This is a genomic window from Marivita cryptomonadis (assembly GCF_002115725.1).
Classification (GTDB): domain Bacteria; phylum Pseudomonadota; class Alphaproteobacteria; order Rhodobacterales; family Rhodobacteraceae; genus Marivita; species Marivita cryptomonadis.
Map to the genome: position 1 here is coordinate 24,342 of NZ_JFKD01000003.1, position 22,305 is coordinate 46,646.

The 22,305-nt window shown below is 58.4% G+C and carries 22 protein-coding genes and 1 tRNA gene; 5 read left to right on the top strand and 18 right to left on the bottom strand.

The features are described 5' to 3' along the window. Positions 1 to 3: 3 nt before the first annotated feature. The 7 genes from MCRY_RS03950 to crcB form a co-directional block, all read right to left on the bottom strand. Entirely contained in the window at positions 4 to 1,299 is a 1,296-nt protein-coding gene (locus MCRY_RS03950; RefSeq protein ID WP_085628193.1) for an amino acid ABC transporter permease, read from the bottom strand. Between the two features lies 1 nt (position 1,300). Continuing rightward, the gene (locus MCRY_RS03955; RefSeq protein WP_085628194.1) at positions 1,301 to 2,515 is read right to left on the bottom strand and encodes an amino acid ABC transporter permease; all 1,215 of its coding nucleotides are present in this window, start codon (positions 2,513 to 2,515) and stop codon (positions 1,301 to 1,303) included. A gap of 128 nt (positions 2,516 to 2,643) precedes the next feature. Next, positions 2,644 to 3,663: an amino acid ABC transporter substrate-binding protein gene (locus MCRY_RS03960; RefSeq protein ID WP_085628195.1), complete on the bottom strand. Its 1,020-nt coding sequence runs from the start codon at positions 3,661 to 3,663 to the stop codon at positions 2,644 to 2,646. Between the two features lie 178 nt (positions 3,664 to 3,841). After that, a complete protein-coding gene (locus MCRY_RS03965) occupies positions 3,842 to 4,564 on the bottom strand; it encodes an ATP12 family chaperone protein (protein WP_085628196.1) in 723 nt (240 codons plus the stop codon). Then, entirely contained in the window at positions 4,561 to 5,244 is a 684-nt protein-coding gene (locus MCRY_RS03970; RefSeq protein WP_085628197.1) for an HAD-IA family hydrolase, read from the bottom strand. Before MCRY_RS03970 ends, MCRY_RS03965 begins: the two co-directional genes overlap by 4 nt. Next, positions 5,244 to 6,287 (bottom strand): RluA family pseudouridine synthase, encoded by a 1,044-nt coding sequence (locus MCRY_RS03975; protein ID WP_085628198.1) that lies wholly within the window; start codon positions 6,285 to 6,287, stop codon positions 5,244 to 5,246. Before MCRY_RS03975 ends, MCRY_RS03970 begins: the two co-directional genes overlap by 1 nt. Then, a complete protein-coding gene (gene crcB, locus MCRY_RS03980; protein WP_085628199.1) occupies positions 6,284 to 6,664 on the bottom strand; it encodes a fluoride efflux transporter CrcB in 381 nt (126 codons plus the stop codon). The genes MCRY_RS03975 and crcB overlap by 4 nt, the downstream gene beginning before the upstream one ends. A 101-nt stretch (positions 6,665 to 6,765) precedes the next feature. Here crcB and MCRY_RS03985 point away from each other — a divergent pair, with 101 nt between their 5' ends. Then, positions 6,766 to 8,130: a multicopper oxidase family protein gene (locus MCRY_RS03985; protein WP_085628200.1), complete on the top strand. Its 1,365-nt coding sequence runs from the start codon at positions 6,766 to 6,768 to the stop codon at positions 8,128 to 8,130. A 4-nt stretch (positions 8,131 to 8,134) separates the two neighbouring features. On the opposite strand, the gene MCRY_RS03990 is transcribed toward MCRY_RS03985, so the two are convergent. The 7 genes from MCRY_RS03990 to MCRY_RS04020 form a co-directional block, all read right to left on the bottom strand. Continuing rightward, the gene (locus tag MCRY_RS03990; RefSeq protein WP_085628201.1) at positions 8,135 to 9,439 is read right to left on the bottom strand and encodes a replication-associated recombination protein A; all 1,305 of its coding nucleotides are present in this window, start codon (positions 9,437 to 9,439) and stop codon (positions 8,135 to 8,137) included. A gap of 3 nt (positions 9,440 to 9,442) precedes the next feature. Beyond that, positions 9,443 to 10,840 carry a trypsin-like peptidase domain-containing protein gene (locus MCRY_RS03995; protein WP_171046117.1) on the bottom strand — a complete coding sequence of 466 codons (1,398 nt, stop codon included), beginning with the start codon at positions 10,838 to 10,840 and terminating at the stop codon, positions 9,443 to 9,445. Between the two features lie 58 nt (positions 10,841 to 10,898). Continuing rightward, positions 10,899 to 10,973: transfer RNA gene (locus tag MCRY_RS04000), tRNA-Glu, on the bottom strand. A 138-nt stretch (positions 10,974 to 11,111) separates the two neighbouring features. Then, positions 11,112 to 12,860 carry a single-stranded-DNA-specific exonuclease RecJ gene (gene recJ / locus MCRY_RS04005; protein WP_244897878.1) on the bottom strand — a complete coding sequence of 583 codons (1,749 nt, stop codon included), beginning with the start codon at positions 12,858 to 12,860 and terminating at the stop codon, positions 11,112 to 11,114. Positions 12,861 to 12,870: 10 nt separating this feature from the next. After that, a complete protein-coding gene (gene glpX, locus MCRY_RS04010) occupies positions 12,871 to 13,836 on the bottom strand; it encodes a class II fructose-bisphosphatase (RefSeq protein ID WP_085628202.1) in 966 nt (321 codons plus the stop codon). Between the two features lie 87 nt (positions 13,837 to 13,923). Next, on the bottom strand, positions 13,924 to 15,210 hold the full coding sequence (locus tag MCRY_RS04015) for a homoserine dehydrogenase (protein WP_085628203.1): 1,287 nt from the start codon (positions 15,208 to 15,210) through the stop codon (positions 13,924 to 13,926). A 75-nt stretch (positions 15,211 to 15,285) separates the two neighbouring features. Further along, on the bottom strand, positions 15,286 to 15,567 hold the full coding sequence (locus MCRY_RS04020) for a hypothetical protein (RefSeq protein WP_085628204.1): 282 nt from the start codon (positions 15,565 to 15,567) through the stop codon (positions 15,286 to 15,288). Positions 15,568 to 15,663: 96 nt separating this feature from the next. Between MCRY_RS04020 and MCRY_RS04025 the strand changes: the two genes are divergently transcribed. Beyond that, complete coding sequence (locus tag MCRY_RS04025) at positions 15,664 to 16,248, top strand: TetR/AcrR family transcriptional regulator (RefSeq protein WP_085628205.1); 585 nt, start codon at positions 15,664 to 15,666, stop codon at positions 16,246 to 16,248. Positions 16,249 to 16,334: 86 nt separating this feature from the next. Here the strand turns inward: MCRY_RS04025 and MCRY_RS04030 are convergent, their stop codons facing one another. Genes MCRY_RS04030 through MCRY_RS04040 form a run of 3 tightly spaced genes read right to left on the bottom strand, consistent with a single transcriptional unit; the run spans position 16,335 to position 18,224 of the window. Continuing rightward, entirely contained in the window at positions 16,335 to 16,691 is a 357-nt protein-coding gene (locus MCRY_RS04030; RefSeq protein WP_085628470.1) for a carboxymuconolactone decarboxylase family protein, read from the bottom strand. A gap of 11 nt (positions 16,692 to 16,702) precedes the next feature. Beyond that, positions 16,703 to 17,473, bottom strand: coding sequence for an amino acid ABC transporter permease (locus MCRY_RS04035; protein ID WP_085628206.1), 771 nt, complete (start codon positions 17,471 to 17,473; stop codon positions 16,703 to 16,705). Between the two features lie 10 nt (positions 17,474 to 17,483). Further along, the gene (locus tag MCRY_RS04040; RefSeq protein WP_085628207.1) at positions 17,484 to 18,224 is read right to left on the bottom strand and encodes an amino acid ABC transporter ATP-binding protein; all 741 of its coding nucleotides are present in this window, start codon (positions 18,222 to 18,224) and stop codon (positions 17,484 to 17,486) included. A gap of 129 nt (positions 18,225 to 18,353) precedes the next feature. Here MCRY_RS04040 and MCRY_RS04045 point away from each other — a divergent pair, with 129 nt between their 5' ends. Beyond that, entirely contained in the window at positions 18,354 to 19,130 is a 777-nt protein-coding gene (locus MCRY_RS04045; protein WP_085628208.1) for a transporter substrate-binding domain-containing protein, read from the top strand. Between the two features lie 62 nt (positions 19,131 to 19,192). On the opposite strand, the gene MCRY_RS04050 is transcribed toward MCRY_RS04045, so the two are convergent. Continuing rightward, positions 19,193 to 19,384 (bottom strand): hypothetical protein, encoded by a 192-nt coding sequence (locus MCRY_RS04050; RefSeq protein WP_085628209.1) that lies wholly within the window; start codon positions 19,382 to 19,384, stop codon positions 19,193 to 19,195. A 116-nt stretch (positions 19,385 to 19,500) separates the two neighbouring features. Between MCRY_RS04050 and MCRY_RS04055 the strand changes: the two genes are divergently transcribed. Then, positions 19,501 to 21,159: a hypothetical protein gene (locus tag MCRY_RS04055; protein WP_171046118.1), complete on the top strand. Its 1,659-nt coding sequence runs from the start codon at positions 19,501 to 19,503 to the stop codon at positions 21,157 to 21,159. A 27-nt stretch (positions 21,160 to 21,186) separates the two neighbouring features. After that, on the top strand, positions 21,187 to 22,305 hold the full coding sequence (locus tag MCRY_RS04060; RefSeq protein WP_085628211.1) for a phosphatase PAP2 family protein: 1,119 nt from the start codon (positions 21,187 to 21,189) through the stop codon (positions 22,303 to 22,305).

The following is a 22,305-nucleotide window of genomic DNA, read 5'->3' on the forward strand; positions in this document are numbered from 1 at the left end:
TCCTTATCGGTGATCGGTGGCAAGCTGACGCTCGAGCCACTGCGAATATTTTGAGATACTGAAGCAGACGATGAAGAACACGAAGACCGCAAAGCCCCAGAGTTCCCAATAGACACCATTCCATTCTGTGGAGGCGAGGATCGGCCCGCGGATCATACCCACAAGATCAAACATCGAAATCACCGACACCAGCGTCGTGTCTTTGAAGAGACCCACCGCCACATTCACGATCCCGGGGATCGAGATTTTCAATGCCTGTGGCAGAATGATGAACCGCATCGACTGAGCATAATCCAGACCAAGAGAGTCGCCCGCTTCGTACTGGCCACGCGGAAGCGCTGCCAGACCACCCCGGATCACCTCGGCGATGTACGCCGAAGAGAACATGGTGATCATGATGATGACGCGCAGGACAAGGTCGATGTTGGACCCCGGCGGGAAGAAGTAGGCAAGAACCACGTTTGCCACGAAAAGCAAGGTGATCAGCGGCACGCCCCGGATGAACTCAATGAAGACCACACACATCCATTTGATGATCGGCATGGACGACTGACGGCCAAGTGCAAGCATGATACCCAAGGGAAGCGACAGCGACACGCAGACCGTCCCAAGGATCATATTGAGCATAAAGCCCCCCAGATCACGCGACGGGATCGCTTGCAGGGCCAGCACGTCGGGCATGGCGGCGGGGATGACGCCACCGGCCCAGATCACAACCACAGTCGCGACCAGCCCCGCCAGCATTCCCATCGCAAAGCTTTGACGCTCGAACTTTTTGAACGCGAAATAGCCTGCGATCAGTCCGACAAGCACCATCAGCGGTGTCAGCAATGTGCCGCCCCAGATGAGCCAGAAGGCAAGGAACGGATAGATTGCCGTGAAGAGCATCAGCTTGCGCGGTGCTTTTGGGTAAAGAACGGGCGCAATCGCGACAAGCAGCAGGACTACCGCCAGTGTCGGACGCCAGTAGGCTTCGGTTGGATAGGTGAACCCGAACAGAAGCTGGTTCCAGCGCTCGGTCAGAACCGAGAAACACGCGCCCGTCATGCCATCGAGCATCTCGCGGCATTCAGCAAGGGAACTGGTGTTCCAGATCCCGTTGGCGAACCATGGGTAGGCACCGCTGACGATCTTATAAATGAAGAAGATCGACAGAAGGGTCAGGATGGAATTGAACCAGCCCTTGAACAGGTTTTCGCGCATCCATTTAATGACGCCGGCTTCAGAAGCGGGTGGCGGTTGCTCAGGCAACATCGTGTCGCGGACGAAAGCAACGGTCTGTGCATGTGTATCTGACATCTCAGCGCTCCTTCAGCTTCACGGCGTTGTTGTAGACGTTCATGATCGCCGAGATCGCAAGCGAGATGGCAAGGTAGAACAGCATGAGCAGAAAGATCGCCTCGATGGCGCGGCCCGTCTGATTGAGCGTGATGCCTCCCAACGTGCCGGTCAGGTCCATATAGCCCACCGCGATCGCCAGCGACGAGTTCTTGGTGAGGTTCAAGTACTGAGAGATCAGCGGCGGGATGATCACCCGCAGCGCTTGCGGAAGCACCACGAGATTCATGATCCGGCCCGGACGCAGCCCGAGTGACGCGGCGGCTTCGGTCTGACCCTTGCTAACGGCAAGGATACCAGCACGGACGTTTTCCGCGATAAAAGCCGCGGTGTAAATCGACAGGGCGAACCAAAGCGCAATCAGCGAGTTGCGCATGAAGATGCCGCCTTGGAAGTTGAAGCCTTGCAGCGACGGCAAGTCCAACGTGATCGGGCGTCCCATGACAAAAAAGGCAAGGATCGCCGGAATAAAGAAAATCGCCAGCGAGGGCCACAGCGTCGGGATCAGTTGCCCACGGTCATAGAGTGCTTTCTTCGCATAATTGCGGAATGCAAAAATCCCTGCAATCGACGCAAGAAACACGGCAACCACAACACCCGAACCCGGACCGAAGACCGGCGCAGGGGAGTAGAAACCGCGACCTGTGAACGCAAAAGCCCCAAAAACCATCGAGGCCGTTGCATCTTCTCCGCGGAAATCACGGGGCTGCGGCAAGACGGCGATAAAGACCGCCATGATGATGAGGATCCAAATCAGAACCGGAACGTTGCGGAAGATCTCGACATAGATCGACATAAGCTGGCGCACGAGCCAGTTGTTACTCAGCCTGAGAACCCCGACCACCACACCGATCACGGTCGCCATGATGCAGCCAAGGAACGCCACCAGAAGGGTGTTCAAAACGCCAACCAAAGATGCGCGCCAATGTGACGACTGGCTCGTGTAATCAATCAGGGTTTGGTTGATATCGTATCCAGCAGGTTCACCAAGAAACTTGTACGAGATATTAAGACCTGCAGCCTGAAGGTTGGCCAGCAGGTTATAGCCCAGATAGGCAAATGCCAGAATGAGCAGGATGAGCGCGATGAATTGAAACGTATAGGACCGGTAACGCGTGTCGTTGATCAGCATCGACAGCTGAAACGACCCCGACGGTGGGTCTGAAATGGTGGACATTGGTTTATCCCTGTTTTTCCGGATTCTCTTGGCGGCGCTTGTCGCGCTCTGATGCCTGATCCGAAGGCTTTTTGTTTGATTTGAAAAAGGGCGCGAAGTGATCCGCGCCCTTTTCCTAAGTCAATGTCTCAGCGGAACGGCGGTGTGTAGAGCAGACCACCTTCGGTCCAGAGCGCGTTCAGTCCGCGCGCAAGTCCGATCGGTGTGTTTTCACCAATGTTCTTTTCGAACAGTTCACCGTAGTTGCCGCCAGCCATGATAGCCTTGACGGCCCAGTCAGCTTCGAGGCCCAGCATCGCACCAAGTGTGCCTTCGGTGCCGAGCAGACGGTTGATTTCCGGGTTGCTTCCTGCAGCCGACGCCAGCTCCGAGACGTTTGCTGACGTGACGCCCAGCTCTTCTGCCGCGATCAGTGCGTTCAGCGTCCAGCGTGCGATGTCGCCCCACTGGTTGTCACCATGACGAACGAGCGGACCAAGCGGCTCTTTCGAGATGATCTCAGGCAGAACGACGTGGTCGCCCGGGTTTTCGAACGCCGCGCGTGTCGCTGCGAGGCCCGACGCGTCTGTCGTGTAGACGTCGCAGGCACCTTCAAGGTACAGCGGCTGCGCTTCGGCATTGGTTTCGATCGGGACCGGCTCGTAGCTGATGTTATTGGCACGGAAGAAGTCCGCGAGGTTCAGCTCGGTGGTGGTGCCAGTCTGGATACAGACGGTTGCGCCATCAAGTTCTTTGGCCGAGGATACGCCCAGCTCCTTGGGAACCATGAAGCCCTGACCGTCGTAGTAGTTGATACCGACGAATTCAAAACCAAGGTCCACATCGCGCGAGAACGTCCATGTGGTGTTCCGCGCAAGCAGGTCGATCTCGCCCGAGGCGAGCGCTGTGAAGCGGGTTTTGCCAGTTGTCGGAACGAATTCGACCGCAGTCGGATCGCCAAGCACGGCAGCCGCAACGGCACGGCAGACGCCGACGTCGAAGCCTTCCCATTCACCGTTTGCATTCGGCGCTGCAAAACCGACGAGACCAGTGGTCACGCCGCAGTTCAGCTTGCCACGTGCCTTGACGTCGTCAAGTGTGGCAGCGGACGCAACACCAGCCGAAAGGCCGGCCACGGTCATCGCGCCAAGAATTGCAATTTTTTTCATGTTTACCTCTTCCTGTTAGCCCGCACCTATCAGTGCGGTTTCTGACGAACGCATCTGCGCTCATACGACGAAAGTAGGGAACCCCTACTCGCGATACCAACGATTTTGTGGGGATTCATTTGCGGAGGTCAAGCCGCATAGCCTATTTTTTGATCAAAACGGCTCTGTTTACCCTGCGTCAGTCAGACGTTTGCACGCTCAACAATCGCATGAATTCACTGGCGTGCAAAAAGGCAGCCTTCTTGTGTTCAGCCATTTCCGTGGCCTCTTCATCTTCGCCCCATTGTTCTTGCTGCCACGTTTCATCAACGCGCGACGCGGCCCAAAGCTCTTCTATAGGTTTGAACTGCGCCTTGGCGGCAAAGCCGATGACGAGGGACCCACTGATGGCGACCAGATCGTGAAATGCAGCGAGTTCGAATTCAGTCAGGGCGTGAACCCTCTTTCGCAGCGCGGTAACTGCGGCAGTGTCCTGCGGAGCGTGCATGACCCCGACCCTTGGCTCGAGACGGGCATTCATTTGTCTTGCCGCCCAATCCAGCAAAGGGTCCCACATGTCGTTTTGCCGCGCCACAAGTTCGTCGGGCGCTTCGGCGCGATAGCACAACAGATCACTGTCCCCATAATCCGCAAGCATGTCCGCCACGTCCGCATGCTGGACCGCCACCTTGTCGACCGCAGCATTCGCCGTTCTTGTGAATGGCATTGTTCGAGGATCGATCCTCTCGTTCTGAGCGTCGAATTCCTGAACGATTCTTTCCGCGATGGAACGACTGGGAACATGCAGAACGGCTTTGGCGGGCGTGCGGACAGGACGGCCATCAAGTACGACGCCGAATCCGTGGTCTGTGATCAGGATGTCTGCGGATTTCCAAAACCGTTTCGGTGCCCATTCGCTCATGTGCGTCCCCCGATCCAATCTGCCAATGCGGTTTGCAATTCGTCCGTGGTGTTCACGATCTTGTCGGCATCTGCAAGCAGGTCGACAGGGTGATTGCCCCAAGTCACGCCAAAGGCATGAAGACCAGCCGCCTTGGCCATGTGCATGTCATAACTGGTGTCACCGATCATGACGGCGTCCTCCGCCTGAACCCCAGTGTCCGACAACGCTGCATAGAGCATGGAGGGATGTGGCTTTGACGGGTGGGTGTCAGCGACCTGCGTCGTCTGAAAATAGCCATCAAGCCGGTGTTGCATGATGATCCTATCCAATCCACGTCGCGACATTCCGGTGGCCGTCGCCATCAGAGTAAAATCATCAGCTCGCAGCCAGTCCAAGATTTCACGAATTCCGGGGAAGAACACCGCTGTATGATCTTGGCCTGTTGCCATGTGACGGGCCAGCGACGCGGATTTGTATCCCTCGGACAGCGTTTGATGAACGCTATGTGGCTGATCCGGCACAAGCTGAGCCATCAATTCCGGCAGTGACAGCCCCACGCCGTGAAGGATCGCCTCGCGAGATGGCACCGGAAGGCCAACTCCGCTGAAGGCGCTCTCCATCGCGTCCACGATATGCGCCCTGCTGTCGACCAGCGTTCCATCGACATCAAACACCACCAACCGCAGACGGTTTGGCATCAATCGACATCCTCGAACGGATCGGCGGGTACGTCGCGCGGATTCCATTGCAGGAATTCCCAAGTGCGTTCCATGTGTTCCGGCAGCGGCGCGGTTATGGTCAACCGCGCACCCGTGACTGGATGCTTGAGCGAAATGGATCGGGCATGCAGGTGCAGCTTGCGGCTGATCCCACCGCCCAGCATCGCGCCCCAGCCATCGCCAAGGTTTTCCTGACCGGATCCGCCGTATTTGCCGTCCCCGATGATCGGATGCCCAAGCTCTGCCATGTGCGCGCGCAGCTGATGGGTCCGTCCAGTGATCGGCACCATCGCAACCCAAGCCGCACGTTTTGCGAGTGCGCTGAGAACGGCATAATCCGTTGTAGCGTGTTTCGCACCTTCGGTGGTCGCGACATCTTTCGGATGCACGGCCCGCATTTTCTCGTTCTCGCCACCCGCGCCATGACCAGGCGCTTTGACAAGACCGAACTTGATTGTCCCCATCTGCGGGAACGGCACACCCGCCACGGCGGCCCAATAAATCTTGCGGGTTTCCCGCGCGCGGAACGCCTCGGTCAGTGCACCGGCGACCGCGCGGGTGCGGGCCAGCAGCAGAACACCCGAGGTGTCTTTGTCGAGGCGATGCACCAGCCTGGGCTTGTCGTCAAAACCAAAGGTCAGCGCCTCAGCAAGACCGTCGACATGGCGAACCTGCTTGCTGCCGCCTTGTGTCGGCAGACCGGGGGGCTTGTTCAGAGCGATGATGTGATCGTCCTTGTAAAGAACAAGCGACTTAATCATCGCGGCGTCTTTGTCGGACACACTGGGCTTGGGACGCGACTCGACCTCACCGGGAGTCGGGAGCGGCGGGATGCGCACCTCTTGTCCCGTGGCAAGGCGCGTGCTGGCCTTTACGCGGCCACCGTCGACGCGCAGTTCACCCTTGCGGCACATCTTCTCGATCCGCCCCTGTGCGAGATGCGGAAACAGCCGCTTGAGCCAGCGGTCAAGGCGCTGATCCGAATCCCCCGGCCCAACCGTGATGATCTGAACCTGACTCATGCAAAGACACCCCTTGCCACCAATAGCCCTAAGGCCAACCCGCCAACGGACAAAACGACCGAAAGCACGACATATAGCATAGCCGACCCCATCTGCCCGCGTTCAATCAACGTAATCGTCTCGAGCGAAAACGCCGAGAACGTGGTGAACCCACCCAAAACACCCGTCATCACAAACGGCGAAAAAGATGTCAGACCGCGATGCGCGGCTGCAGCCGCAAAAACACCCATGAGAAACGAACCAATGATATTGACCGACATGATCGCCACCGGGAATTCCGTTGGTCCGATCAGGCGCAATACACCCACCCCGGACAAATACCGAAGTGACGCGCCGATGGCTCCGCCGAGGGCGACAAGGGACAGGGTGGTGAACATGCAGGCTCTGTCGCGCGGCCTCTGCAAGAAGTCAAGCAATGCCCCATTGCTCTTTGCAGACCGACCACTAAGGTTTTCTAATCAACATTGGAGGAGCCAACATGCAACGTCGTCATTTCTTGGGCACTCTCGCGGCAGTGAGCGTCTTTCCGCATGACGGCTTTGGACAAACCAGTACATCGCGACTGGTCGCCGGTGTGCATCGGCAGCAGGTCTTGCCTGCGGGTTATCCCGGCACCGAGATGTGGAGCTTTGATGCCGCTTTTCCCGGCACTGCGCTACGCGCCCGTCAAGGCGACAGGCTGGCCGTCACGGTGGAAAACCAGCTCCCACAAGCGACGTCTGTACATTGGCATGGTTTGAGACTGGAAAACGGTATGGACGGCGTACCCGGCTTGACCCAAGCCCCCATCGCAAAAGGCGCATCATTCGACTACGACTTCGCCCTGCCGGACGCGGGAACCTATTGGTATCACAGCCATGCCAAGAGCATGGAACAGATCGAGCGCGGGCTTTACGGCCCCTTGATCATCAACGAAATCGATCCCCCCGACGTGGATCAGGACATCACCCTGATGATCGACGACATCCGGCTGGAACAGGACGGCAGCTTTGCCGCCTTCGACAATTTTCATGACCTCAGCCATGCTGGACGGATCGGCAATCTTTGGCTGGCGAACGGCCAGATCGACCCAGCCTATCCTTTGAAGCGTGGTGAACGGGTGCGGGTCCGATTGATCAACGCCGCCAATGCGAGGGTGTTCACCCTTGGGCTGCAAGGGTTTGACGGCTGGGTTGTGGCGCTGGATGGCATGCCGCTCAACGACCCGCAGGCCTTACCCGAGGAGCTTGTTCTTGCTCCGGCACAGCGCGTCGACCTGATTGTCGATGTCACGACCGATGACGAAGAGGCGTTTCTGATCACTTTTGAACGCGACGGCGGATATGCCATCGCGCATTTTCCGGTCTCTGGTCCGTCCAAAGCGGCGCGGTCGGAAAAGGTGATCCTGCCACCAAATCCAGATTTCCCGATTGATCTGGCAAATGCGCGCACCGCAACGCTGTTGATCGAAGGCGGGGCGATGGGTGGCATGCGCGCTGCCCGTCTCGACGGTCAGGAGTTGGGCGCGCGCGAGCTTGCCGGACGTGGCCTCTTCTGGGCTTTGAATGGCGTGGCCGGGCGACCCGAAACACCGCTGCTGGACCTATCGCTTGGCGAAAGCGCCCGGATCGGCATGGCCAACAACACGGCGTTTCCGCACGGGATGCACCTGCACGGGATGCATTTCTCGGAAGTTCTGGCCGATGGCTCACTGGGGCCCTTACGCGACACGATCCTTCTGAACCCGCAGGAAACCCGCGAAATCGCGTTTCAGGCGCACAATCCCGGGGATTGGCTGTTCCATTGCCACATGTTGGCCCATCATCAGGCGGGCATGGGCAGTTGGATCAGAGTCTCGGCCTGATCCGTCAGTCGTTTCTCTTGGCCCGCAGCTTGGCGAAATAGTCGATGCGCTTTTTCAGGTCACGTTCGAAACCACGTTCGACTGGTGCATAGAACTCGGTTCGGCCCATCGACTCCGGAAAATAGTCCTGTCCCGAAAATCCGTCTTCAGCGTCATGATCGTAGGAATAGCCAGTGCCGTAGCCCTGCTCTTTCATCAACTTGGTCGGGGCATTCAGAATGTGTTTGGGCGGCACCAGTGATCCCGTCTTTTTCGCAGCCGCGCGTGCGCCTTTGTAAGCCGCGTAGACCGCGTTCGATTTTGGCGCGAGGGCAATATAAACCAGCGCCTGCGCGATGGCCAATTCGCCTTCAGGGCTGCCGAGACGTTCAAAGGTTTCCCAGCTTTGAAGACAGATCGCTTGCGCCTGGGGATCGGCCAACCCAATGTCTTCGACCGCCATGCGGGTGATCCGTCTGGCTAGGTAGCGGGGGTCTTCGCCCGCATCGAGCATCCGCGCATACCAATAAAGAGCGGCATCCGGGTCTGACCCGCGCACCGATTTGTGAAGCGCCGAAATCAGATTGTAATGCGCATCCCCCGATTTGTCGTACTGCGCCGCGCGTTTCATTAAGCGCTGCCCAAGCGCCGCACTATCAAGCGGTTTGTCGACATGCCACGCCATCACCTGCTCGATCAGGTTGAGCAGCGCACGACCGTCGCCATCGGCCATATCCAGCAAGTTTTCCCGTGCCGAACTATCCAGCGGTAAAGTCCGGTCCAATTCGGCTTCTGCGCGCTGGGCCAGGCGTTCGAGATCGACCAGATTGAGCCGTTCCAAAACCAGAACCTGCGCTCGACTGAGCAAAGCGGCATTGAGCTCAAAAGAGGGGTTTTCGGTCGTGGCGCCAACCAAAAGGATCGTGCCATCTTCCATATGCGGCAGGAACCCGTCCTGCTGCGCCTTATTGAAACGGTGGATCTCGTCCACAAACAGCAATGTGCCCTGACCCGCTTTGCGCCGTTGCTTGGCCGCTTCAAACACTTTGCGCAATTCGGGAACACCAGAAAAGATCGCGCTGATCTGGACGAAATGCAGCTCGGTCTCATCTGCGAGCAGGCGCGCAATCGTGGTCTTACCCACACCCGGCGGCCCCCAGAAAACAACCGATCCAAGGCTGCCCGCCTCAAGCATCACGGTTAGCGGCGCGTCAGGCCCGATGACCTGCGACTGGCCGATCACTTCGGAAAGTTTGCGCGGGCGCAACCGATCTGCGAGCGGTCGAGGCGCCTCTTTGGGCGCGTCACCCGTGTCGAACAGGTCCGCCACCGATCAAGCCCGGAACCGAAGGATCAGGCGTTGTCCGCCTCGTTCCGCTTCGATCGACACGTTTGGGGCGGCCTGTCTAAGGGCAGGGCCAACATCTGATGGTGACTGAATAACAAAGCGATCCACCCGGCGGATTACGTCACCTGTTTGAAGCCCAACGCGACGCCCCAACGGTCCTGCTTCGATCACCACAATGCCATCCTTATTCAACGGCAGACCAAGCTTGGCCGTAACCGCCGGATTGATCCGCGCCACGTGCAGCCCCGTTAAAACCTCTCCCTCGGACAGCACAAGCGCCTCTCGTGGTGGCAGGTCAGGCGGCGCGATAAGGGCGACAGTAGTGCGAAAAAGCTCACCATTTCGAAGGTACACCATCTCGACCTCTTCACCCAGACCTTCGACCGACATGCGGAATAGCATCTCGGCGGGTGTGTTCACCGGCTTTCGCGCAACTTCGACAACGACATCGCCCACGTCAATGCCCGCAGTCGAGAGCGGGCTGGCACGATGCAACGCGGTAATAATGACACCTTCGGGGCGCAGCAAACCAAGCCCATCGGACAGATCGGCATCCACCGATTGCCCGGTCACGCCGGCCCAAGGACGTTCAAAGGCGGTTTTCCCAGCGCGCGCCTGATCCAGAAACTGTGCGACCAATGCGGCCGGAATGGCAAACCCGATGCCGTTCGACCCACCCGACCGTGTCAGGATCGACGTGTTGATCCCAATCATCCGCCCCGCGATATCAATCAGTGCGCCACCGGAATTTCCCGGATTGATCGGCGCATCGGTCTGAATGAAATACCCACGCCCATTCCCGGTGGCCGTACCGGATCGGGCAAGACCAGAGACGATACCGGAAGACACCGTCTGACCCACACCAAAGGGGTTGCCGATGGCCAAAACCAGCTCTCCAACCTCAACCGTATCGCTGTCGCGCAATGTCAGATACGGCATTGCCTCGGTGTCGATCTTGAGAATTGCGAGGTCGGATTCTTCGTCACCGATCAAAACGCGGGATTGGTATTCACGGCGATCGTTCAGCACTACACGAATATCATCGGCCTGCCCGACGACATGGTAATTCGACACGACGAACCCATCCGGAGACACGATAACCCCAGATCCCAGAGAGTTCTGAACCCGAGGGCGCGGCGCACCGAAGTCTCTGAAAAGCCCACCAAAAAATGGGTCACCTTCAAACGGACTACGCTGTGATTGAACAACGCGGCGTGCATAGATGTTCACAACGGCGGGCGCGGCTTCCTTGACCAAGGGCGCAAAAGACAGGCTGATTTCAGCGGCAGAATCCGGCACACGGGCTGTGCTGTCCGATTGCGCAAGGCCCTGCCCCGCAAGCAGGCCGAACATGACGATGCAAAGAACTTTGATCCCAGTCATGGCGTGGATATGTCGCCGGCCAAAGAGTTTTGCAAGACAGCTTTTCGGGAAACACCAGTGGCAGCCCGTAGGGGAATCGAACCCCTCTTTCCAGGTTGAAAACCTGGCGTCCTAACCGATAGACGAACGGGCCACTCTTGGTGAGCGGTGTTTAGGCAAAGCAGCGCGGCCATGCAAGCGGAAATTGGAAGGTTTTTCGCGGTTTTTTCGAACTTGGCGAAATAAATTTGACCATTCGGTAAAGGTTATACTTTTCAGATACTTAAATGGATCACCGCCCTGCACGCGCCGCGTCTTCCAAGCGCAATTGTACAGACCTCTTGCCACCCCATTCGTTGATTTCCAAACGTCCGGCCAAATGGAATCGTGCACCCCCATGCTGTTCGAGTGCCGGACCAAGTGGTCCATCGTATGCTCCGAAGGAAATCGCGTCTATCCGCGCGCCAAGACCGTCGCCAAAACTGATTTTGAGATGCGAACTCCCGACCCGTTTGGCGAATCCAATCTGCATATCCGGAAAAACAAATCTCGGTGCGGCCGCCCCAGCTCCGAACGGTCCAGCCTCTTCGAGTTGTTCGACAAGCTCCGGCGTAGCGGCACCCGGCATCAGTGGGCCATCCAGTCGCAAATCGGATGCACCCAGTTGGTCCGCACCCTGCTTTGCAAGAATCTCTGACAGGCGCATCATCGCCGGTTCCAGCTGCCCACGCGACAGCGACAGGCCAGCCGCCATCTTGTGACCACCGCCCTTTTCCAGATGGCCTTCGGCAGCCAGCTTCTGGATTGCAGCCCCTAGGTCGATTCCGCTGACCGACCGTCCGGACCCCTTGCCCGCATTCCCATCGAACCCGATCACAATGGACGGGCGGTTGGTGCGTTCCTTGAGGCGCGATGCGACAATCCCCACGACACCGGGATGCCAGTCCTCGCCAGCGGCCCAGACAAGCGGCGCGTCAAAGCCACGTTCTTCGGCCTGTTCCAAAGCCTGCGCACGCACAGCCTCTTCGATCTCGCGCCGTTCGGTATTGAGCCCATCGAGACGTTCGGCAATTGATTTGGCCTCGTGCGGATCAGTGGTTGCCAGAAGCCGAGCGCCAAGGTCAGCTTTGCCGATCCGCCCCCCCGCATTGACCCTTGGTCCCAGAACAAAGCCAAGGTGGTACGACTTGGGTGCGGTATCCAGACGGCCCACATCACAAAGCGCCACCAGACCGGGGCGCGCGCGCTGCGCCATCACCTTGAGACCTTGCCGCACAAGCGCGCGATTCACACCTTTGAGCGGTGCCACATCAGCCACTGTCGCCAGCGCCACAAGGTCGAGCATCGACATCAGGTCCGGGCCTTGAGCGCCAGTCTCGCGAATTTGCCGTCCAGCTTCGACCAGTGTCAGGAACACCACGCCCGCTGCACACAGATGGGCCAGGGCTCCGTCCTCATCCTGCCGGTTCGGGTTTACCACGGCGAAGGCCTCGGGCAGAGTTTCTCCCCCAAGGTGATGATCGAGCACGACAACATCCGCACCGCGTGCCGCCGCAATCGGGCCATGCGAGAGAGTTCCGCAATCAACGCAGACGATCAGGTCATGATCCCGTGCCAATGCCTCCATTGCAGCCTCATTGGGGCCGTAGCCTTCGTCGATGCGGTCGGGCACATACAGCGTTGCTTTGCGGTCAAGCTGCCGCAACCAGTCGATCAACAGAGCAGCAGACGCGCCCCCATCCACATCGTAATCGGCAAAGATCGCAATCCGTTCTCGGTTTCTCACCGCCTGCAAGATGCGGCCCGCCGCGTGCTCCATATCACGCAAGGTGCGGGGATCGGGAAGCAGCGCACGCAGGGTTGGTTCAAGGTAGGTGGGCACTTCGTCGGCAACGACGCCCAGACGGGACAATGTCTGGCACAATGCGGGCGGCAAGCCCGTCTGTTGCATCAGCGCTTCGGCATGTCGTGTGATCTCGGGCGCCGGACCGATCCAGCGCCGCCCGGTCAATGACCTGTCGACGCCAAGATATGCGGTCACGCCTGCCCCATCAGTGCATTGGGTTCCGGTAGGTCATCCGCCGGACCGATCCGGTCTTCGAGCGCATCAGCAACGTCTCGGTCGTGTAGAACCCAACCTCTCGCTTGATCCCAGCGAGCAGCGATCCGGTGGTGACACCGGTGGCCGCGAAGATCACGTCCTGAGTGACCATCTCATCGCGGGTGTAGATCTTGTCGAGATCGGTGATCCCTGCCTTTGCCGCGCGCCCTTTTTCGTCGTCATTGCGGAACAACAGACGCCCTTGGATCTGGCCACCCATACATTTCAAAGCCGCTGCGGCCAGAACCCCTTCGGGTGCGCCTCCAGTGCCCATATACATATCGACGCCGGTCTGGGTGGGTTCGGCGCAGTGCATAACACCGGCCACGTCACCATCGGTGATCAGGCGGATTGCAGCACCAGTAGACCGGATCTCGGCGATCATGTCTTCGTGGCGTGGGCGTTCAAGGACGCAGACGGTGATATCCCGCGGACTGCACCCCTTGACCTTAGCCAATGCGGCAACGCGTTCACGCGGCGACATATCGAGGGTTACCAGACCTTCGGCAAAGCCCGGACCAATGGCCAGCTTTTCCATATAGACGTCTGGCGCGTGCAGCATGGACCCGCGCGGCCCCATGGCGATCACAGTCAGCGCGTTGGGCATGTCCTTGGCGGTCAGCGTTGTGCCTTCCAGTGGGTCAAGCGCGATATCGACACCGGGACCATTTCCGGTGCCCACCTCTTCGCCGATAAACAGCATCGGAGCTTCGTCACGTTCACCTTCGCCGATCACAACGACGCCAGCAATGTCCAGCAGGTTAAGCTGTTGACGCATTGCATTCACAGCCGCCTGATCCGCCGCTTTCTCGTCGCCGCGTCCGATCAGGTTCACGGTGGCGATAGCGGCCTGTTCTGCGACCCGCGCCAAACCAAGGGACAACATACGATCATTGAAATCAGCGCGCGCGGTCATGAAACTCTCCAGTCACGAAAATAATTCAGTTGGGAAGCGTGTTAAGCCCGCGCCCCCCTGCTGACAAGGTTGATTGCGCTAAAGCGGTCAGACCTGTTCGATCCGAAGCGCGACAGGTTCGCCTTCGACCACATTCGTACCGACCATAGCGGCCAACGCCGTGTCCAATGCGGCGCGGGTGGTCTTGTGAGTGACAATCAGCACCGGCGCAGTGTTCAGATCATGGCTGCGCTGGCGCATCCTGTTGATCGACACACCGGCTTCGCCCAGCACCGCAGCAACTTTGGCCAGTGCGCCGGGTTTGTCGAGAAGGATCAGTCGTAGATAATAAGGCGCAGGGGTCGCCGTCTGTGCAGGCGTTGCCTTGGCCAACGACGCAGCAGGCTGACCGAAGGTCGACACCCGCGTGCCGCGCGCGATGTCGATCACATCACCCATGACCGCGCTGGCAGTCGGACCTTCCCCCGCGCCTGCACCGCGCAATACGAGTTGCCCCACCTGATCGCCTTCGATCACCACCATATTGGTGCCACCGTCAAGCTGGCCCAAAGGCGATGTTGCCGGGACGAGGCAGGGCGACATGCGCTGTTCAAGCCCACGTCCGGTCATCTGACAAACGCCCAGCAGTTTTACTTTATAGCCCATATCCGCCGCCTGACGGATGTCTTCGATGCTGACTCGCCCGATGCCTTCAAGCTCGACCGCATCGAAAGCCACTTGGGTGCCAAAAGCGATAGAGGCCAAAAGCGACAGCTTGTGACCTGCGTCTATGCCGCCCACGTCAAGGTTGGGATCTGCCTCAAGATAGCCAAGGCCATCCGCTTCGGCAAAAGCCTGATCGTAGGTCAGGCCTGCCGACTCCATGCGGGTGAGGATGTAATTGCAAGTGCCGTTCATCACACCCATCACACGGGTTATGTCATTGGCGGCCAGTCCCTCAGTCAGCGCCTTGACCACAGGGATACCGCCGGCAACCGCTGCTTCGAACCGCAGCACCGATCCAGCCTTTTCAGCCGCGTCGGCAAGGTCTTGCCCGTGATGTGCCAAAAGGGCCTTGTTGGCAGTAACGACATCTTTGCCCGCGCGCAAAGCCGCCTCGGTCGCAGCCTTGGCTGGACCGTCGCTCCCGCCGACCAGTTCTACGAAAACATCCACATCATCCCGCTGCGCAAGGGCCACGGGATCATCCTCCCACGCATATCCATCAAGCGGAACACCGCGATCCTTGGCCCGGTTGCGCGCGCAGACCGCTGAAATAGTGATCGGTCGCCCGCCCCGTGCCTGAAGCAGCGCGGCTTTCTGGCGGACGATCTTGACGACGCCCCCACCGACAGTGCCCAGACCCGCAATTCCAAGACGCAGAGGTTCAGTCATTCAGGCAATCCTTTTGCAGTCGGCAGTGATTTTGCCCGCAATAGCGCCTTGCGTTCTGCGCTGCAACGGCCCTGATCAGGGTTGTGTCACACCATCGTCCATTCGGTCACGGGTGTCGCGGTCGATGACAGGGCCACGCAGCCCATCAGCCCGGTTGCGCAGACCCGCGGCACGGGCCAGCAGCGCCTCATCGTCGGTTTCGCTCAAAGCCGTGTCCTGATCCGGTGCCAATTGTTCGAACGGCAATAAGTCTGGGTAACCAGCATCGGGATCACCGGCCGCAAGAGCCGCATCCACTTCGGGAAACTCCGCACAAGCGGTTACGAGAAAACCAAGGATGATCGCCGCCCGCCACATCAGAACTCTCCTTCTGCCCCGATTGTCATGCCGCAGTGCAGGCAGGGGCGCAACCACAGGCTTGATCTGAACGGGTGTTCAGATAATCTGCCAAGCATGGCACGCACGGCTGGCTCACATTCGGATATCACAGGGCCCAGGGTGCGCGAGGCGGCGCTCTCGCTGTTTGCGCAACATGGCTACGCCGCCGTTTCAATGCGGCGGATCGCGCAGGACGTCGGAGTTCAGGCCGGCGCGCTGTACAACTATACACCGGACAAGCAGTCTCTACTCTTTGACCTGATGCGCGGACATATGGATGATTTGCTGCAGGCAAGAGCGCTTGAACCGCAAAGCGCTACACCTCTGGATTGTCTTGAAGACTTCAGCCGATTTCACATCCGATTTCACCTCGAACGGCCTTTGGCGGTGTTCATTTCATATATGGAGCTGCGAAACCTCACCCCCGAAAACTTTGCCACGATCGAAGACCTGCGTCGCCGCTATGAAAGCGAACTTGAAACGATCCTGCGCGACGGGCGCGATACCGGAGTGTTTGATGTCGCCGATACCAAGATTACAACATTGGCGATCATAGCGATGCTGAACGGGGTGAACACATGGTATCGCAGTGGTGGGCGCTTGTCGCTTCCCGAGGTGGAGGCCATCTATTGGGGCATGGTGCACAAGGCGGTCACGTGAAAAGAGATTTAAATCTCTTGACGTAAGCGCGTTGAAACGCGGTTTGCAAACCGCGTATCAAGGTCTTTCGAAAGATCTTTTCGGCCTCAGACAGACGTCCCCGGCACCCCATTTGTAAACTCGTCATAGGCCTCAAGAGCCTTGGCGCTAAACGCCACCGAAGGTCCCCCACCCATATAGGCGATCATCGCCAGCGCCTCGCAGAACTCGTCGCGGGGCGTCTTTAGCCGCACCAACGATTTGACGTGGAAGGCGATACAACTGTCACACCGGGTCGCAATCGCAATACCCAGCGCGATCAATTCCTTGGTCTTTTCATCCAACGCGCCATTGGTCTTTGCGGCCCGCCCCATTTGGTTGAAGCCTGCGAACGTCTCGGGCGTTTCCTTTTGCAGGACATCAAGACGCCCAACGGTTTCCTTCATGAAGTCCGACCAACTCATCTCAATCTCCATCAACGGCTTTCATCTGCACCCATCTTACGCTCAAGCCACCGCACGAAGAAGCTGATGATGAGAACAAGCACAAGGTATTCGAGGATCAGCAACGAGTAGATTTCGAGTGGCCTGTATTCCGTAACCACCAACTCGTTCGCCCGCCGTGTCAGTTCCTGCATCCCGATGACCGAGGCAAATGCCGACATCTTGACGATGTAAATGAATTGATTGGCCAACGGCGGCAGGATGCGTCGGATCGCCTGAGGCAGGACGACGTAGCGCATCGTCTGGCTGTAGGTCAGGCCAACGGTCCGGGCTGCTTCGGTCTGGCCTTTCGGGATCGACTGGATGCCCGAGCGATAGATTTCAGCCGTGAACGCGCTGTCGGAAATCGCCAATGTGATGATCGCCCCCCAGAACGCATCGATGGTGATTGGAAATCCAAGCGACCGCATCACGACCGGAAGACCGTAGAACACCCAGAACAGCATTGGCAGCAGCGGGATCGCGCGCACAAACTCGATATAGACCCGCGACGGAAGCCGGATCCAGCGGTTCGACGACATACCCGGCAAGGCCACCAGCAGCCCAATCGTCATCGACAACGCCGTGGCGATCAAGGAAAGCTGGATCGTTGCCCAGAAGCCGCCGACAAGGAAACGGATGTTGGTCTGGCCCTGCGCCGTCGACGGGTCGATCACGTACCAGCCCCAAGTGCCGTCTCCGGAACAGGCGGCAAGAAACAGGCAGGCGCCCAGCAGCATCCAGATTTTGAAGAACCGTTTCATCACAATAACCTCAATGCTGCAGGATCTTGTCGAGAAACGACTTGAAGCGTTGCGTCTTCGGGGCTTCGAAAACCTCCGCAGGTGTTCCGGTCTCGACGATCTCGCCACCATCCATAAACACCATCCGGTCTGCGACTTTGCGGGCAAACCCCATCTCGTGCGTGACCACCAGCATGGTCATGCCATCGCGCGCCAGTTCCACCATCACATCCAGCACTTCCGAGATCATCTCGGGGTCAAGAGCCGAGGTCGGTTCATCAAACAGCATGATCTTGGGCGCCATGCACAAGGAACGGGCAATCGCCACACGCTGTTGCTGACCACCGGACAGGTCGCGCGGTCGTTTCTGCGCCTGTTCAGGGATTTTAACCCGTTCGAGATATTCCATGGCCAGCGCGTCCGCGTCCTTGCGAGACAGGCCGCGCGCCTTCATCGGACCCAAGGTCAGGTTTTCGATCACGGTCAGATGTGGAAAAAGATTGAACTGCTGGAACACCATTCCAACCTCTGCGCGCACCCGATCAACGCCACCCGGAGCAGAGAGCGATATGCCATCAACTGTGATTCCACCGGAATCATACTGTTCCAATCCATTGACACATCGGATTAAGGTGGATTTACCCGAACCCGAAGGTCCGCAAATGACGATACGCTCGCCCAGACTGACATTCAGGTCGACATTTGTCAGAACTTGGAAATCCCCAAAGGATTTGTTCAGCGACCTGATCTCTATGACGCGGTCAGCGTTCATGCCACACTCCGATCTACCAGATTTGCTCTCTAGATAGCGCGCATGCCGAAAAAACAGCGTTGCGAGATGGCCGTCGGAGCTTTTGCCGTTATGTAACCCCACGAAGATAGACACGAAAAGGGAAATACCATGCGTTTTCTAAAATCACTTGGCCTCGCGGCTGCCTTTGCGGCGTCGTTCCTGGCGGCACCGGCATCGGCGCAATCCGCGCTTCAGGACATCCTGAGCGGTGGCGTTCTCAAAGTCGGCACAACCGGAGACTGGAACCCGATGTCCGTGCGGGATCCGGCGACCAACAGCTATGTCGGCTACGACATCGACGTCATGACCGAACTGGCAACTGACCTCGGCGTCGAGCTCGAGTTCGTGCCGACCGACTGGAAAACGCTCGTGAACGGGGTCGTTGCCGGGAACTACCATATGACCGGTTCCGCCTCGATCAGCCCAGCGCGAATGAAAGCTGCCGGTTTCTCGGACAGCTATATCTCGGTCGAGATTTTTCCGTTCACCACAGACGATAAGGTTGATCGTTTCTCGGGTTGGGACTCTATCAACTCTGCAGACGTAAAAGTCGGCACCACCTTGGGCACCACGTTCGAAAAACTGGTCAAGGAATGGTTCCCCGATGCCGAAGTGACAGTGGTCGAAGCGCCGGCACGCGGCTATCAGGAAGTTCTGTCCGGGCGCTCGGATGTGTTCATCACATCGAATATCGAAGGCGCGACACTGGTGTCCAAGTTCCCGAACTTGCGCCAGATCGAAACCGATGGTCCACGCGCACCATCGCCCATCGCGATGCTGCTGCCGCAAAATGATCAGGTCTGGATCAACTATGTAAACAGCTGGATCGAACTGAAGAAAGCCCAAGGTTTCTTTGATCGCACAGCCGAGAAATGGGGTCTCTGAGACCAAACCGAAAACTAGAAAAACCGGCGTTAGGCCGGTTTTTTTCTGCCCATCTCAGGGCGCTATTTCTCTCGTATGACATCATGCGGGCCAACCATATCGACCACCTTGATCATCCAGCGTAACACTTCGGCATCCTCATCCTTCACCACCCGAGTCTCGAGAAGCTGTTCTGCATTGAAACGCAGGTTTGGCCATTGCCTGTAGAAGTCGACCGCATCGGTGATCTCAAGCGAAGTAGGCTTTTCGGACATGAAATGGTCCTTTTCTCTTTCCGTTCCCGCAGGTTAGCAAAAGCATGTTGCGACCTACTGTGAAATAAGTGTGAACACCTTGGTTCCAAAGCAGAGCGCGGCTAGCATGATTTAAGATGATGAGAGAGGCTAACGTGGCCACAGCGCTTGAGATTTCCTTGTTCGGATCATGCGTGCTCAGGCGCGCGGATGCGCCTGCGCAAGAGATCACCGGTGCCAAACATCGCGCGTTCTTTGCCTTGCTGGTCACTGCACCGCTCAACCGCCGGTCCCGAAGCTTTCTGCAGGAAACGCTATGGGGCTTTGCCGATTACGAAAGCGGCCATCAGAACCTGCGCCGCGCGCTGTCCGACCTGCGTAAGATCGTCGGGGCCGATTTCGACAAGATTCTAACCGTAACCAACAAAGAAATCGAAATCGACATGTCGCGCGTCAAGGTCATAGGTCATCCCTCGGATGGCCCCTTCCTTGACGACCTCAACGTGCGCGAACCGTCCTTTCTTGCGTGGCGAGACAGCGTCCGCGCCGACCCCAGTTCGATAAAAGCGCTGTGCTTCATGTCGAACAAGCGCGGGCCCGTCCGCATAAGGCCACGTGTCTGTGCCTTGCCTTTGAGCGTGCCGCCGGGGGATGTGGAACTGGCCATCGCAGGCGACTGGATCGCCGAAGAGACCAGCCGGATGATGTCGCGCTCCAGCTTGTTGTCAGTGATCTCTCACCTGTCCGGTCGCGCGATGTCGCAACGCTTCATCGACATCGTGAATGTGCGCGATACGCTGGATGTGGATTACATTTTGACCGGCAGCATGCGGCGTCAGGGCGACATGCTGATCGCAGATCTCGATTTTACGGACGTGCAAAGCGGTACGCTTTTGTGGAACAGGCACCTGTCCTGCAAGATGACACACTTCTCGTACGAAGCCTCGGGCTGGCTTGTCAACGTGGTGCAATCGGTTGGCCGCGCCATCGCGGAAACAACGCTTCACGCAGGACGCCAGACCCCGCTACCCGAACTGCCGGACCACAAGCTGCTGATCGCTGGGGCCACGGCGATGCACCATCCAAAACTGGGTGATTTCCTGCGCGCCCGTCAGTTCCTCGACGAGGCTGCAGCCCGTGCCCCGGCCAATCCCCACATCTTTGCATGGCTGGGCAAATGGTACGTGCTCAGCATCTTCAAGAATTACAGCACCGACCGTCAGGGCGACACCCAAAAGGCTTTGGATTGCACTGCGCGCGCGCTTGATCTTGACCCTCAATCAAGTTTTGGTCTGACCATTGACGGCTTCGTCAACGGCAACATCCTCAAGAACATGGACGTGGCGGAACGACGCTACAGCGCCGCGCAGGACATCAACCCAAGTGAAAGCCTGTCATGGTTGTTGCGCGGGTCGCTCATGGCATTCAGGGATGAAGGGCAATCCGCCATTCGCGCCACAACAATGGCCCGTGACCTGTCTCCAATTGACCCATTTGGATACTATTTCGACAGTCTGGCCAGTTCCGCGCATCTCGCGGGTGGTGACTATACAAAAGCCCTCGAACTTGCCGATCGGTCACTGGAATCAAACGACCGACATATTTCAACTCTGAGAACGCGGATCGCCGCCCTGCATGCGATGGACCGCGGCGCCGAAGCGCGTGAGACGGCCCAAGACCTTTTGCGGCGTTTCCCGTATTTCAGTCTCGAAGATTATCGCAAAACTCACCCGTCCGCCGACAGCAAAACTGGGAAACTGGTGATCTCGGCCCTGTCATCGGCGGGGCTTTCTTAAAATCAATTAAAACAAAGGATACATTTCATGGCTCAGTATGGCGGATTTGGTGGCTTCGGCGGGTTCGGAGGCTTCGGTGGTTTTGGTGGATTCGGCGGTTTTGGTGGCTTCGGAGGGGGCACAAACTTTACCGGACTGGGCGGATTTCTCGGCAGCGAGGACCCCGGCGGCTATGACCCCATGACCACCCACGGTCTTCAGACAACAGCCGAAGGTTTGCGGCACCTGACCGAAGATGGCAGCACACCTACAGACAAGGAACTGGGATTCTCTGATCCCAACAATCTGAACAGTCTGGCGACTTGGGTGCGTGGATCGCTTTATGTCAGCGAATTCCTCGCGGGCATCGGATCAAATGCGGTGGTGGGCACCGGCGGCGCACCCGACCGTGTGGCACTGTCCTTTGATGGCACGACCTGCCTGACGCTTGACCGTCCGGCGACTGACCTCTTGCGGTCGCAATGCCGATTGGTATCGGACTATGCCACCCTGCGCGCCGAACGCAGCGCCGAAATCACATCACAGTTGGGGTTCCCAACACCATATTTCGCGATGATGCTCGGTCTGCACAGCGCACAGAACAAGAAGACCTTTGAACTGATCACCGCCACACAAGTGGCCGCCGCGCACACCGCGATGATTGTCAAGAACCACCTCGCCATCCGCCGCCCCGACCAGTTGGACGCGCGTTTGATGCCGATGATCCCGACGCCGGGCCATGGCAGCTTCCCCTCGGCCCATGCAACCGAGGCCTATGCCGTGCTGACCGTACTGGAAGCACTTGTGACAGCATGGGGCAGCCTGTCCGACGGCGAACAGCGCATAAAGGTGCTGCGCGGTCTGGCAGAGCGGATCGCGGTCAACCGGACGGTTGCAGGTGTGCATTACCCCATCGACAGTTGGGCGGGCGCGGCGCTTGGCCGGATCGTCGGACAGGTCGTACTGAACCGTGCAGGTGCAGGCGCGCCGGTTGCGGAGCTGGCCTATAGCGCTGGGGATCACGACTTCTTCGACGAGGATCAACGCGACCCCGCGATCGCCGCAGCCAAGGGCCTCACCGCGACAGGCGCAACCGCCACACTCTCGGCCAAGCCCGCCTTCTCGTGGCTTTGGTCCGGCGCTGTGGCCGAAGCGCAGAAGGCCTGA

Bases quoted from the DNA above. Each gene is read 5' to 3' on its own strand.
- MCRY_RS04050 (WP_085628209.1), bottom strand. From the start codon at position 19,384: ATGTCCGAAAAGCCTACTTCGCTTGAGATCACCGATGCGGTCGACTTC.
- MCRY_RS03970 (WP_085628197.1), bottom strand. From the start codon at position 5,244: ATGCCAAACCGTCTGCGGTTGGTGGTGTTTGATGTCGATGGAACGCTG.
- MCRY_RS03960 (WP_085628195.1), bottom strand. From the start codon at position 3,663: ATGAAAAAAATTGCAATTCTTGGCGCGATGACCGTGGCCGGCCTTTCG.
- MCRY_RS04025 (WP_085628205.1), top strand. From the start codon at position 15,664: ATGGCACGCACGGCTGGCTCACATTCGGATATCACAGGGCCCAGGGTG.
- MCRY_RS04035 (WP_085628206.1), bottom strand. From the start codon at position 17,473: ATGAAACGGTTCTTCAAAATCTGGATGCTGCTGGGCGCCTGCCTGTTT.
- MCRY_RS03950 (WP_085628193.1), bottom strand. From the start codon at position 1,299: ATGTCAGATACACATGCACAGACCGTTGCTTTCGTCCGCGACACGATG.
- MCRY_RS03985 (WP_085628200.1), top strand. From the start codon at position 6,766: ATGCAACGTCGTCATTTCTTGGGCACTCTCGCGGCAGTGAGCGTCTTT.
- MCRY_RS04015 (WP_085628203.1), bottom strand. From the start codon at position 15,210: ATGACTGAACCTCTGCGTCTTGGAATTGCGGGTCTGGGCACTGTCGGT.
- MCRY_RS04040 (WP_085628207.1), bottom strand. From the start codon at position 18,224: ATGAACGCTGACCGCGTCATAGAGATCAGGTCGCTGAACAAATCCTTT.
- MCRY_RS03975 (WP_085628198.1), bottom strand. From the start codon at position 6,287: ATGAGTCAGGTTCAGATCATCACGGTTGGGCCGGGGGATTCGGATCAG.
- MCRY_RS03955 (WP_085628194.1), bottom strand. From the start codon at position 2,515: ATGTCCACCATTTCAGACCCACCGTCGGGGTCGTTTCAGCTGTCGATG.
- MCRY_RS04030 (WP_085628470.1), bottom strand. From the start codon at position 16,691: ATGAGTTGGTCGGACTTCATGAAGGAAACCGTTGGGCGTCTTGATGTC.
- MCRY_RS03995 (WP_171046117.1), bottom strand. From the start codon at position 10,840: ATGACTGGGATCAAAGTTCTTTGCATCGTCATGTTCGGCCTGCTTGCG.
- MCRY_RS04020 (WP_085628204.1), bottom strand. From the start codon at position 15,567: ATGTGGCGGGCGGCGATCATCCTTGGTTTTCTCGTAACCGCTTGTGCG.
- crcB (WP_085628199.1), bottom strand. From the start codon at position 6,664: ATGTTCACCACCCTGTCCCTTGTCGCCCTCGGCGGAGCCATCGGCGCG.
- MCRY_RS04060 (WP_085628211.1), top strand. From the start codon at position 21,187: ATGGCTCAGTATGGCGGATTTGGTGGCTTCGGCGGGTTCGGAGGCTTC.
- MCRY_RS04055 (WP_171046118.1), top strand. From the start codon at position 19,501: ATGATGAGAGAGGCTAACGTGGCCACAGCGCTTGAGATTTCCTTGTTC.
- MCRY_RS04045 (WP_085628208.1), top strand. From the start codon at position 18,354: ATGCGTTTTCTAAAATCACTTGGCCTCGCGGCTGCCTTTGCGGCGTCG.
- MCRY_RS03965 (WP_085628196.1), bottom strand. From the start codon at position 4,564: ATGAGCGAATGGGCACCGAAACGGTTTTGGAAATCCGCAGACATCCTG.
- glpX (WP_085628202.1), bottom strand. From the start codon at position 13,836: ATGACCGCGCGCGCTGATTTCAATGATCGTATGTTGTCCCTTGGTTTG.